11 protein-coding genes are annotated in these 11,744 nt (G+C 67.4%); 9 read left to right on the forward strand and 2 right to left on the reverse strand.

Annotated features, from left to right (window positions below):
- Window positions 1-9: 9 nt before the first annotated feature.
- The 7 genes from ACFWU5_RS10215 (at window position 10) to ACFWU5_RS10245 (ending at window position 6,797) form a co-directional block, all read left to right on the forward strand.
- The gene (locus ACFWU5_RS10215; RefSeq protein ID WP_379266858.1) at window positions 10-1,422 is read left to right on the forward strand and encodes an ABC transporter substrate-binding protein; all 1,413 of its coding nucleotides are present in this window, start codon (window positions 10-12) and stop codon (window positions 1,420-1,422) included.
- A gap of 29 nt (window positions 1,423-1,451) precedes the next feature.
- A complete protein-coding gene (locus ACFWU5_RS10220) occupies window positions 1,452-2,315 on the forward strand; it encodes an ABC transporter permease (protein WP_379266859.1) in 864 nt (287 codons plus the stop codon).
- Entirely contained in the window at window positions 2,312-3,067 is a 756-nt protein-coding gene (locus ACFWU5_RS10225) for an ABC transporter ATP-binding protein (protein WP_379241739.1), read from the forward strand. Before ACFWU5_RS10220 ends, ACFWU5_RS10225 begins: the two co-directional genes overlap by 4 nt.
- Window positions 3,064-3,399 (forward strand): ferredoxin, encoded by a 336-nt coding sequence (gene fdxA / locus ACFWU5_RS10230; RefSeq protein WP_379266861.1) that lies wholly within the window; start codon window positions 3,064-3,066, stop codon window positions 3,397-3,399. The genes ACFWU5_RS10225 and fdxA overlap by 4 nt, the downstream gene beginning before the upstream one ends.
- Window positions 3,396-4,766: an FAD-dependent oxidoreductase gene (locus tag ACFWU5_RS10235; protein ID WP_379266862.1), complete on the forward strand. Its 1,371-nt coding sequence runs from the start codon at window positions 3,396-3,398 to the stop codon at window positions 4,764-4,766. Before fdxA ends, ACFWU5_RS10235 begins: the two co-directional genes overlap by 4 nt.
- A gap of 10 nt (window positions 4,767-4,776) precedes the next feature.
- Window positions 4,777-5,895 (forward strand): Mrp/NBP35 family ATP-binding protein, encoded by a 1,119-nt coding sequence (locus ACFWU5_RS10240; protein ID WP_379266863.1) that lies wholly within the window; start codon window positions 4,777-4,779, stop codon window positions 5,893-5,895.
- 74 nt (window positions 5,896-5,969) lie between these two features.
- Window positions 5,970-6,797 carry an IclR family transcriptional regulator gene (locus tag ACFWU5_RS10245; protein WP_379241743.1) on the forward strand — a complete coding sequence of 276 codons (828 nt, stop codon included), beginning with the start codon at window positions 5,970-5,972 and terminating at the stop codon, window positions 6,795-6,797.
- Here the strand turns inward: ACFWU5_RS10245 and ACFWU5_RS10250 are convergent.
- Complete coding sequence (locus ACFWU5_RS10250; protein ID WP_379266864.1) at window positions 6,794-8,482, reverse strand: FAD-binding dehydrogenase; 1,689 nt, start codon at window positions 8,480-8,482, stop codon at window positions 6,794-6,796. The genes ACFWU5_RS10245 and ACFWU5_RS10250 overlap by 4 nt on opposite strands.
- Before the next feature lie 77 nt (window positions 8,483-8,559).
- Between ACFWU5_RS10250 and ACFWU5_RS10255 the strand changes: the two genes are divergently transcribed.
- Both ACFWU5_RS10255 and ACFWU5_RS10260 read left to right on the forward strand, forming a co-directional pair.
- Window positions 8,560-8,793: a hypothetical protein gene (locus ACFWU5_RS10255; protein ID WP_379266865.1), complete on the forward strand. Its 234-nt coding sequence runs from the start codon at window positions 8,560-8,562 to the stop codon at window positions 8,791-8,793.
- Between the two features lie 155 nt (window positions 8,794-8,948).
- Window positions 8,949-9,602: a cutinase family protein gene (locus ACFWU5_RS10260; RefSeq protein ID WP_379266866.1), complete on the forward strand. Its 654-nt coding sequence runs from the start codon at window positions 8,949-8,951 to the stop codon at window positions 9,600-9,602.
- A 58-nt stretch (window positions 9,603-9,660) separates the two neighbouring features.
- Here ACFWU5_RS10260 and ACFWU5_RS10265 read toward each other — a convergent pair whose 3' ends face one another.
- Window positions 9,661-11,685 (reverse strand): SDR family oxidoreductase, encoded by a 2,025-nt coding sequence (locus ACFWU5_RS10265; protein ID WP_379266867.1) that lies wholly within the window; start codon window positions 11,683-11,685, stop codon window positions 9,661-9,663.
- Window positions 11,686-11,744 lie beyond the last annotated feature (59 nt).

Below are 11,744 nucleotides of genomic sequence, written 5' to 3' on the forward strand. Positions count from 1 at the left end.
AGAGCCGTCATGAGCATCCGAATTCCCGCACTGCTGCTGGGTGCCGCCACGGTCGCCGCGCTGGCCACCGGCTGCGGCGCCGGCGACGACGGCAAGACCGTCACTGTCAATATCGGCTACCAGTCCAAGACCATCAATACCGTCACCGCGGGCACCCTGCTGCGCGATCGCGGCACTTTCGAGGCCGAACTGGCCGAGCTCGGCAAGGCCAAGGGCCTGACCTACAAGGTGGAGTGGAAGGACTTCGCCGCGGGCCCGCCGCTGACCGCGCAGATGCTGGCCGGCCAGGTCGACATCGGTTCCATGGGCGACGCCCCGATCCTGGTCAACGGTTCCAAGACCCGCGATCACGCCGATGTGAAGTCCGAACTGATCGCCGTCACCGGCTACAACCTGCGCGGTTCGCTGAATCAGATTGTGGTGCCGACGAATTCGACGGCGTCCACCATCGCGGACCTGCGCGGCGAGATCGTGTCCACCAGCGTCGGGTCGGCCGCGCACGGCATGCTCGCCACCGGGCTGTCGGCCGCCGGGATGACCCTCGAGGACGTGAAACTGCTCGGTCAGGATCCCGCCGTCGGTGCTTCGGCCCTGCAGGGTGACCAGGTGGCCGCGCTGGCGCAGTTCGTGCCGTGGCCGCAGAAACTGGTCTACGACGGCAAGGCCAAACTGCTGTATGACGGTGGGAGCGCGGGCATTCCGACCTTCCACGCGGTGGTCGCCGGCGAACGGTTCGGCACCGAGAACCCCGATGTGGTCACCGCGTTCCTCACCGCGGTGCGCAAGACCACCGACTATCTCAACCAGAACCCCCTCGAAGCCGCCCTGCGGGTCGCCGAGATCACCGGGTTGCCCGCCGAGGTCGTGTACCTCTACAACGGGCCGAACGGGCTGGTGAGTTTCGATCCGACGATCAAAACCCAACAGGTCGACGCACTGGGAAAGCTGCTGCCGTTCCTGAAAAGCCTTGGCGCACTGTCGGATCTGGATCTAGGCGAATTCGTCGACGACCGCTACATCCGCACCGTGTACGGCGTCGACTACGACGCCGTCAGCGCCTCGGTGGCCGCACCCGCCCCGCTGACCGGCACCGATGCCACCTGCGGGGGAGGGGTCGACGGCTTGGCCTCCGCCTCGGAAGTGTGGTTCGCCGACAGTCCGAAGACCGCCGTCGCCAAGACCCCGACCTGCCTGCTGCGGCAGATCGCGGCCACCGGCACCACCGTGCGCGCCGCGTACGTGCCCGACTTCGCCACCGGCACAAGGCTGTTCGCCGCCACCGCGACCTGGGTCAGCGATCCCGCCGCCGGATCCGACGATCGGTTGCTGCCCTTCGCCACCGGCGCCGCCGCACAGCAGTACGCCACCGCCCATCCGGGCGCCACGGTCATCGACTATTCCGCAGCACTGAAGGCCCGCTAGATCCGTCACGTGAGACCAGGAGGCTCACCATGACCCTTTCCGTCAAACCCCTCGCCGCACCCGTCGCGGCGCCCGAAAGCACTGTGCCACTACCGAAAACGGCTACCCGGTTCACCGTGCCGCGCAAGGTGCGCAAAGCCGCGCTGACCGCGGTGCCGTTGGCGGCACTGCTGCTGGCCTGGTACCTGCTCACCACGAACCAGGTCGTGTTCTGGCTACGGTTCGACAAGATCCCCACGCCGGCACAGGTATTCGATTCCTTCAGCACCCAGATCGGTGCGTCGACCTACTACCGCGACATCTTCTCCAGCACCCGGCGCATCCTGATCGGCTTCGGCCTGGCCACGGTATCGGGTGTGCTCATCGGCATGGCCGTCGGCCGCTCCGCGGTGGTCAGTGCGCTGGTGCGTCCCGTGCTCGAAGTGTTCCGGCCGATTCCCGCGATCGCGCTGGTGCCACTGGCCATTCTGTTGTTCCCGACCGGTGAACAGGGCATCGTGTTCATCACCTTCTTCGCCGCGTTCTTCCCGGTCGCGGTGAGCACCATCCACGCCATGCACGCACTACCCAAAGTCTGGGAAGAGGCGGCGCACACCCTCGGTGCGCGTCGACGCGACATCCTGTTCCACATCGCGCTACCGGGTGCGCTGCCCGGCATCTTCTCCGGCCTGTCGGTGGCCATGGGTGTGGCCTGGATCTGCGTGATCAGCGCGGAGATGATCTCGGGACAGTTCGGGATCGGGTACTTCACCTGGCAGTCCTACGGGCTCCTGGATTATCCGGGGGTGATCGTCGGGATGCTCACCATCGGGTTGCTCGGGTGGTTCACCGCCTGGCTGGTGGAACTGGCCGGGCGCCGGGTCAACCGGTGGCTGCCCAGGGCGCAGCGATGAGCGCCGGCGCCGCGGTGCGGCTGCACGGACTACGCATCGCCTACGGCGAAAGTCTCGCCGCGGAAGTGGATCTCGACATCGACGCGGGCCAGATCGTGGTGCTGCTGGGCCCCTCGGGCTGCGGCAAATCCACGGTGCTGCGCGCGATGGCGGGGTTGCTGCCACCCATCGGTGGGACGGTCACCGTCGACGGCGGGCCCTCGGAACAACACTGCTCGATGGTGTTCCAAGAAGACGCGCTGCTGCCGTGGCGCACGGCCCGACGCAATGTCGAGTTCGCGCTGAAACTGCGTGGGGTGTCACGTCGCAACCGTCGCACCGAAGCCCAGGAACTGCTGAACCTGGTGGGGCTCACCGACTTCGGTGATCACCTGCCCGGCGCACTGTCGGGCGGAATGCGTCAGCGGGTGCAGTTGGCGCGGACCTTGGCCGCACAACCACGAGTGCTGCTGATGGACGAACCGTTCGGCGCGCTGGACGCGCAGACCCGCGCCGACATGCAACGACTGCTGATCTCGGTGTGGCAGCAACGACAGACCACGGTGCTGTTCGTGACCCACGATGTCGACGAGGCGCTGCTGCTGGCCGACCGGATCGTGCTGCTGACCCCGCGACCCGCCCGCATCCAACGGGTCATCGAGATCGACTCGCCGCGTGCGCCCGGTGCCAGGTTCGAACCCGAATTCGCCCGTCTGCGTTACGAAATCCTCGCCGCCCTCGGCGAGCCGAACGAGAAGGAGTTACAGCCATGACCTTCGTCATCGGCGCCGCGTGCGTGGACATCATGGACCGCGCCTGCGTGGAGGAATGTCCGGTCGACTGCATCTACACCGGTGATCGGATGGCCTACATCCACCCCACCGAATGCGTGGATTGTGGTGCGTGCGAACCGGTGTGCCCGGTGGAGGCGATCTACCTCGATACCGACATCCCGGCCGGCCAGGAAGGGTTCGTCGCCACCAACGCCGAGTTCTTCCACATCCCGCTGCCCGGCCGCGCCAGTGCGCTCGGTTCGCCGGGCAGCGCGGACGCGGTCGGTGATCTCGGCGTAGACACGCCGTTCGTCGCAGGGTACGAGAAGTGAAAGGCCCACTGCGGGTGGCGATTATCGGTGCCGGGCCCGCCGGTATCTACGCCGCCGACGCCCTGATGAAGTCCTCGCTACCGGAAGGCGTGAGCATCGACCTCTACGAGCGCATGCCCGCTCCCTTCGGTCTCATCCGCTACGGCGTGGCACCGGACCACCCGCGCATCAAGGGCATCATCACCGCCCTGCACAAGGTCTTGGACAAGGACCAGGTGCGGCTGCTGGGCAATATCGACTACGGCACCGATATCACCCTCGATGACCTGCGCCAGTTCTACGACGCGGTGATCTTCTCCACCGGCGCCAACGCCGACCGTGCGCTGGACATCCCCGGCATCGAACTCGACGGTTCCTTCGGTGCCGCGGACTTCGTGTCCTGGTACGACGGCCACCCCGACGTGCCGCGCACCTGGCCCTTGGATGCCGAGAAGGTCGCAGTTCTGGGCGTGGGCAACGTCGCGCTGGACGTGGCGCGGGTGCTGGCCAAGACCGGCGACGAGCTGCTGGCCACCGAGATCCCGCCGAACGTTTACGAAGGCCTCAAGGGCAACAAAGCCCTCGAGGTCCACGTGTTCGGTCGTCGCGGTCCCGCACAGGCCAAGTTCACCCCGCTCGAGCTGCGCGAACTGGACCACTCGCCCACCATCGAGGTCATCGTCAACCCCGAAGACATCGATTACGACGAGGGCTCCGAGGCCGCGCGCCGTAACTCCAAGCAGGTCGACATGGTCGCGAACACCCTGGAGCAGTGGGCCATTCGCGATCACGGCGATCGCCCGCACAAGCTGTTCCTGCACTTCTTCGAATCGCCGTGCGAGGTACTGGGCGACAACGGCACGGTCGTCGGATTGCGCACCGAGCGCACGCAGCTCGACGGCACCGGAAACGTGCACGGCACCGGCGCATACCGGGACTGGCCGGTGCAGGCCGTCTACCGCGCCGTCGGCTACCGCTCCGAAGACATCGCCGACATCCCGTTCGACGACCGCACAGGCACCATCCCCAACGAAGCCGGACGGGCGCTCATCGACCCGAAAGCGCGTGAGTCCGCCAGGTACCTAGCAGGCGTGTACGTCACCGGTTGGATCAAACGCGGCCCCGTCGGCCTCATCGGCCACACCAAAGGCGACGCCAACGAAACCGTCGCCTGCCTGCTCGCCGACCGCGACCGCCTGACCCCGGCACCCCGACCGGACCCCGACGCGGTGATCGAATTCCTCACCGGCGCAGGCATTCCCTTCACCACCTGGGAGGGCTGGCATCGACTCGACGCCCACGAACGCGCGCTCGGCACACCCCAGGGACGCGAACGAGTCAAGGTCGTCGAACGCGCGGACATGCTGCACGCCAGCATGGCTCAGTAAGGAACAGAACATGCCCACCGAAACCCAGATCACGACCGCCCTGGCCGGCGTCGACGACCCCGAAATCGGCCGTCCCATCACCGAATTGAACATGGTCGAGACCATCACCATCGGCACGCAAGGTCAGGTCGCGGTACGGATTCTGCTCACGATCGCGGGCTGTCCGCTGCGGACCAAGATCGGCAACGACATCCGAGAAGCGGTCACCGCAGTGCCCGGCGTCACCGGGGTCGATATCGACTTCGGCGTGATGACCGACGAACAGCGCCGTGACCTGCGCGTCCAACTCTGCGGGCCCGAAGCCGTTTCCGCACTGGCGCAACCTGATTCGCCGACGAAGGTCTACTGCGTGGTGTCGGGCAAAGGTGGCGTCGGAAAGTCCAGTGTCACGGTGAATCTGGCCGTTGCCCTGGCCCGGCGTGGGTTGCGCGTGGGCATCATGGACGCCGACGTCCACGGTCACTCGGTGCCCGCGATGCTCGGCATCACCGAAACACCGACGCTGGTGGAGTCGATGATGATGCCGCCCATCGCTTTCGGCATCCGGGTCATCTCGATCGGCATGTTCGTGGAGGGCAATGCCCCCGTCGTGTGGCGCGGGCCGATGCTGCACCGCGCACTGCAACAATTCGTCAACGACGTCTACTGGGGTGAGCTCGACATCCTGCTCATCGACATGCCGCCCGGCACCGGCGACATCGCGATCTCACTGGCCCAATTACTGCCCGCCGCACAACTTCTCGTGGTCACCACCCCGCAGCGCACCGCCGCCCGCATCGCCGAACGCGCGGGCGCCGTCGCCGCGCAGACGGGCCAGCGGGTGGCGGGCATCATCGAGAACATGTCCTGGTACGACACCCCCGACGGCACCCGGCACACACCGTTCGGCGCCGGCGGGGCCACAGCGGTGAGTCGCGCGCTCAGCGGCCTGCTCGACACCCACTGCCCCGTGCTCGGCCGCATCCCGTTCGACCCGGCCGTGTGCGCGGCAGGCGACGACGGCGCGCCGTTCGTCCACACCGACCCCGACTGCGCGCCCGCGAAGGCCGTGGGGGAGATCGCGGCGGCCCTCGCGCCGATCGTGCGCCGACCGCTGCTGGTGACACCTCCCAACAGGGTCATGGCCTGATCGAGGCGAAATAGTGCGTAAGCGGAGCTGACGGCTCTAGTCTGTTACCGCTACGCACTGTGGAGGTTGGATCAATGACGGTCGAGATCGTGACCGAACCGGCGCCGGAAGATCTGTGGACCGGATCGGATCGGGCGGCCGGGGCGCCGCCGACGTCGATGATCGAGCGGATGACGCTGATTCTCGACGCGTTCGACGCCACCACCCCCTCGCTGACGCTGCTGGGCCTGGCCGAACGCACCGGGCTGCCGCGTTCGACCGTGCACCGCATTCTCGACCAGATGATCCGGCTGCGCTGGCTGGCCCACACTCCCGGCGGTTATCGGCTCGGTCTGCGGGTGCTGGAACTGGGCGGGCTGGCCGCGGAGCAGAACGAGCTGCGCGAAGTGGTGGGGCCGATGCTGTACGAGCTGAGCCAGCGGACCGGGCTGGTCGGGCATCTTGCCGTGCTGGACGGGCGCGAGGTGCTGTTCCTGGATCGTTCGGGCGGGCGCGGGCGGGTCGTCATTCCCACACGGGTCGGCGGGCGACTACCGGCGCATTCCACCGCGGTGGGCAAGGCGCTGCTGGCCACGCTGGAACCCGGGATCGCGGAAGCCTGTCTGCGCGGCAACGCCGTGGCACGCACCGCGCGCACGATCGTGGACCGGGGCGAACTGCATCGCGAGCTCGCCCGCATCCGCAACCGGCAGGGCGTGGCCGTGGACACCGAGGAGGCGCTACCGGGCGTGGGGTGCGTGGCGGTGCCGATCCGGGGACGTGGCGTCGCGGTGGCGGCGATCTCGCTGTCGGGTACGGTCCACGGCGAACGCACCGCACTGGACACCGCACGCCTGGCCCGCGCGCTGGCCGAGGTGGCCAAGGAAGCCGCGCGTTCCCTGACCCCTCGGCACTCGCACTAGGACGTGCGCCGCGCGATCGCCCGACCGGCCGCGCGACCCGAGAAGATGCACCCGCCCAGGAACGTGCCCTCCAGGGCGTTGTAGCCGTGCACGCCGCCGCCGCCGAACCCGGCGACCTCACCGGCGGCATACAGCCCGGGGAACACCGAACCGTCGGGGCGCAGCACCTGCGAGTCCAGGTCGGTCTGCAGGCCGCCCAGGGTCTTGCGGGTCAGCACGTTCAGGCGCACCGCGATGAGCGGGCCGTGCGCGGGGTCGAGAACGCGGTGCGGTTTCACCACACGGATCTTGTCGCCGACGAACTTGCGCGCGTTGTTGATCGCGGTGACCTGCGCGTCCTTGGAGTAGGAATTGGTGGTCTCGCGGTCGCGGGCCACGATCTGCTGTTCCAGGGTGGCCACGTCCAGTTTCGGTCCGCGCGCGATCTCGTTCATGCCGTCCACGAGTTCGGCCAGCGAATCGGCGACCACGAAGTCCACACCGTGCTGCTTGAACGCCTCCACGGGCCCCGGTGCGCCCTTGGCGAGCCTGCTGCGCACCGTGAACTTCAAATCCTTGCCGGTGATATCAGGGTTCTGCTCCGAACCCGACAGGGCGAATTCCTTCTCGATGATCGACTGGTTGAGCACGAACCACGAATAGTCGTAGCCGGTGGACAGGATCTGGCGCATGGTCTCGTTGGTGTCGAAACCGGGGAAACACGGTGCGGGCAAACGCTTTCCGTTCGCATCGAACCACAGCGAGGACGGGCCGGGGATGATGCGGATGGCGTGATCGGGCCAGATCGGATCCCAGTTGTTGATGCCCTCGGTGTAGTGCCACATGCGGTCCCGGTTGACCAGTGAGGCGCCGGCCTGCTCGGAGATGCCGAGCATGCGGCCGTCGACATAGGCGGGCACGCCGGAGATCATCGTTTCCGGGCACGGGCCCAGACGTTCGGTGGGCCAGTTGCGGCGGATGAGGTCGTGCGCGTGACCGATACCGCCCGAGCTCACGATCACCGCCGGAGCGCGGAAGGCGAACTCGCCCACCACATCCCGGTTCGATGCTTGGCCGCGGTCGGTGTCGGAGTCGGCCAGCACGCTGCCGGTGACACCGGTGACGGCGCCGTCTTCGACGACCAGCTCGTCGACGCGGTGCCGGAAGGCGAAGCGCACCAGGCCTTTTGCCTCACCGCGCAGGACCGGTTCGAGGAACACGCGCAGCACTTCGGGGCCGGTGCCCCAGGTGAGATGGAACCGCGGCACCGAATTGCCGTGTCCGCCGGCCAATGCGCCGCCGCGTTCGGCCCAGCCGACTAACGGAGTGAAGCGCAAACCCAAGGCGTGCAGGTAATCCCGCTTCTCATCGGTGGCGAACCGCACGTAGGCCTTGGCCCACTCGCGACCCATTCGGTCCTCGTCCTCGCGGTCGAAACCGGCCGAACCCAGCCAATCCTGCAGTGCCAGTTCATAAGAGTCCTTGACGCCCAAGCGCCGCTGCTCGGGGCTGTCGACCACGAACAAACCACCCAGCGACCAGAACGCCTGCCCGCCGAGGTTGGCGCGATTCTCCTGATCCAGCATCAGGACCTTGCGCCCGGCCAGCACCAACTCGTGCGTGGCGACCAGGCCCGCCAGTCCCGCGCCGACGACAATGGCGTCGGGGATGAAATCTTCGATGGGCTCTGGCACAGTGCTCGACATGCCCTGGAACGTAGCATTGGTTCGTCGGGGGCCGGGGGTAAGTCCTGGAAAACGCTCTGACCAGCGATGTTTCATACATGAAAGGCTCAGCCGAGATCATGAACGTCCGTACCCGCACCGCCGCCGCCGTCCTCACACTCGCCGTGGTGGCGGGCCTGGGCGCCACCTCCTGCTCGAAGTCCCGCTGGTGTGAGCGCGACCTGGGCGACGTGCACGTCGCCGACTCCTACTGCGAACGCGGCACCCCGGGGTACGAGTGGGAGCCCGACCACGACAAGCCCAAGTACAAGAAGAAGTCCAAGAAGCACTGATCTGATGGGCGGCGTTGTGCCGCAGGCGATCCGAGACGCAAACGTGCCGCAGTCGATGCCGAGTACGTGTCATGTAGTTGCAGGTCAGCGGGTATTCCACCAGTGAGCTAAGGCTCATTATCTATTCCTCACAACGGCGTGAGCAGGTGGTCGTCATGACCTATCGGAAGGCAGTTCGGATCGTCGCAAGGCGTACAGCGCAAGCGCTGTCGGTGTTGCTACTGGCCGCGGGAATCGGGACAGCGATGTCCCACGGATCGACAGCATGGGCGCAGAACTGCGCCACCGTCGATGTCGTAATCGCCCGCGGCACAGTAGAACCCGGCTACCTGGGAGCCGCGATCGGCGACCCGCTCTACGCTGTGCTGAGCGCCCAACTACCGGTGGACACCGTCGCCCACCGCGTGGAATACCCCGCGGATCTGTTGGTCCCGTCCTCGATGGCCGATGGCACCCGAGCAATGACCACCCACCTGCTCCACCAGGCGGCGGCCTGCCCCGACCAACGCTTCGTGCTGGTCGGCTACTCCCAGGGCGCCGTGGTCACCCACGCGGTTCTGGGCTCCGCGGCCGTCCCCGGAGCATGGACCTTGCCCCCGGAACTGTCCGACCGGGTGGTCGCGGTCCTGTTGTTCGGCGACCCGATGCGACTGGTCGGCGGCACGGTCACACCCCTGTACGCCGACCGCACCGCAAACTATTGCGCCGCAGGCGATCCGGTCTGCGCGGGCGGAGTCTTCCCCGCCGCCCACGGCACCTACGAATGGGCCTTCGCCGCCGCTGCGGGCCAGGTGAGCGCTCGACTGTGAGTCGATGCCACGCGAACCGGCCGACCACGAATGTTGTGGTCGGCCGGTTCGTGGGTGGTTACCAGTGGACGCCGGGCAGCATTCGGCTCATTCGGGCGGCGGGGCCGGGCATCACCATCAGGGGTGCCAGGACCGGGCCGAGGACGGTGAGGGCGTTGCGGGTGGGTTCGGCGGGTTCCACCGGTTCCACGGGCACTGGTGTGTCGGTCGGTTTGCGTTGTGCGGCAGTGGATTCGCCGACCAGGCGGAAGCCGGTGTGCATGATGGCGCGTTTGAGTGCGGGGAGGAACATTTCGATCGCCTGGGAGAAGGTGCCCATGGGGGTGTCGATGCGGTCGGGGCGTTCCAGGAGGGCGCGGACGACTACTTCGGCTGCTCGGTCGGGGTCGGGCAGGGGTAGGGAGCGGTAGATGTCGGTGGGGGCGATCATGGGGGTGCGGACCAGGGGCATGCGGATGGAGGTGAAAGTTACTCCGTCGCCACGGTTTTCGACCGCGGCGATATCGCTGAAGTTGTCCAGGGCGGACTTGCTCGCGGCGTAGGCGGCGAAGCGGGGGACCTTGGTCTGTACGGCGATGGAGGAGATGTTGACGATGTGGCCGAAGTGGCGTTCGCGCATCGAGGGCAGCAGACCCAGGATCAGGCGGACGGCACCGAAGTAGTTCACGGCCATGGTGCGTTCGAAGTCGTGCATGCGGTCCACGGAGTTGGCCACCGAGCGGCGGATGGAGCGGCCCGCGTTGTTGATCAGGTAGTCGACGTGACCGTGTTCGGTCAGCACCGTCTTCACCAGCAGGTCGACCGCGTCGGCGTCGGTGATGTCGCACTGGTAGGCCACCGCGGTGCCGCCCTCGGCGCGCACGGATTGCGCTGCGGCAGTGAGGTCTTCGATGCCACGCGCGATCATCAGCACGATGGCACCGCGGCGGGCCACGGCGTGGGCGGTGGCCAGGCCGATGCCAGAGGAAGCCCCGGTGATGAGCACGGTGCGCCCCTCGAGCTGGGGCGTGTTCGGCGCCAGTCGGCCACGGTTCGGGTCGAGGTTGGCGCGCCAGTACTCCCACAGGCGATCCGCGTAGGTGCCGAACGCGGGCACGGACAAGCCGGGCAGCTGCGCCTGCGTGGAATCGGAGACGAACTCGGCGGTGAAACCGACATGCGGGGCGACCTCGGCGGGAATGCCCGCCTGCTCGAACAGGAAGTCGCGCACCGCATGTGCGCCGGGAAGATGTCCGAGGCTGTTCAGTGCGCGGGCGCTGCCGGGCACGGTACCGATGCCCACGGGTCCACCGGCGGCGGCGGCCAGGGCGTGGTAGATCTCCCCGAACGGCTGCGGACGCGGGTTGACCAGGTGGAACGTGCGCCCGTCCAGGCCCTTTCGACCCACCAGTCGGACCATCGCGTCGGCCACGTAGTCGACGGGCACCACATTGGTGCTACCCAGGTCGGGAAGCGGCAGTGGCAGTTCCGACGGCAGCGAGGCCAGCGCCGAGATCGCCGAGAAGAAGTAGTAGGGGCCGTCGATCTTGTCCATGTCGCCGGTACGCGAATCGCCGACGATGATCGCCGGGCGATACACCCGCCAGCGCACATCGGTGGCCTCGCGCACCAGCTTCTCCGCCGCGAACTTGGTGCGGTGATACGGCGAGGTCAGGTTCTGGCCGAGGTCGAAATCCTCCTCGAAGAACTTGCCGCGATGATCACCGGCCACCGCCACCGAGGACACGTGGTGCAGGGTGGCGTCGAGGCTGCGGGCCAGCTCGATCACCGAACGGGTGCCCGCGACATTGGCCGCGTGGGCGGTGTCCTCGTCGGCGGTCATGTCGTAGACCGCGCCCAGATGCAGCACGTGATCGGCGCGCGGGGCACCGTCACCGAGGCCGAGGTTGTCGGCGGTCAGGTCGCCGACCAGTGCGAAGACGCGGTCGCCGTCGGGATTTTCCGCGTTGTGCGCGGTGAACTTGGACAGCGATTCCGCACGAACCAGCACGTGCACGATCGCGGTCGGATCGGCTGCGAGCAACCCCCGCACCACACGCCGACCCAGAAATCCGGTACCGCCTGTCACGATGTAGGAAACCATCGCCCCTCCTGAAACTCATGTAACACGTTGTCGCGCAACAGTGATCCGGCATGCGGCGG

The organism is Nocardia sp. NPDC058640, from assembly GCF_042716995.1.
Classification (GTDB): Bacteria; Actinomycetota; Actinomycetes; order Mycobacteriales; family Mycobacteriaceae; genus Nocardia.

Excerpts from the sequence above, each read along its gene's own strand:
- ACFWU5_RS10215 (WP_379266858.1), top strand. The coding sequence starts at position 10 with ATGAGCATCCGAATTCCCGCACTGCTGCTGGGTGCCGCCACGGTCGCC.
- ACFWU5_RS10220 (WP_379266859.1), top strand. The coding sequence starts at position 1,452 with ATGACCCTTTCCGTCAAACCCCTCGCCGCACCCGTCGCGGCGCCCGAA.
- ACFWU5_RS10225 (WP_379241739.1), top strand. The coding sequence starts at position 2,312 with ATGAGCGCCGGCGCCGCGGTGCGGCTGCACGGACTACGCATCGCCTAC.
- fdxA (WP_379266861.1), top strand. The coding sequence starts at position 3,064 with ATGACCTTCGTCATCGGCGCCGCGTGCGTGGACATCATGGACCGCGCC.
- ACFWU5_RS10240 (WP_379266863.1), top strand. The coding sequence starts at position 4,777 with ATGCCCACCGAAACCCAGATCACGACCGCCCTGGCCGGCGTCGACGAC.
- ACFWU5_RS10245 (WP_379241743.1), top strand. The coding sequence starts at position 5,970 with ATGACGGTCGAGATCGTGACCGAACCGGCGCCGGAAGATCTGTGGACC.
- ACFWU5_RS10250 (WP_379266864.1), bottom strand. The coding sequence starts at position 8,482 with ATGTCGAGCACTGTGCCAGAGCCCATCGAAGATTTCATCCCCGACGCC.
- ACFWU5_RS10255 (WP_379266865.1), top strand. The coding sequence starts at position 8,560 with ATGAAAGGCTCAGCCGAGATCATGAACGTCCGTACCCGCACCGCCGCC.
- ACFWU5_RS10260 (WP_379266866.1), top strand. The coding sequence starts at position 8,949 with ATGACCTATCGGAAGGCAGTTCGGATCGTCGCAAGGCGTACAGCGCAA.
- ACFWU5_RS10265 (WP_379266867.1), bottom strand. The coding sequence starts at position 11,685 with ATGGTTTCCTACATCGTGACAGGCGGTACCGGATTTCTGGGTCGGCGT.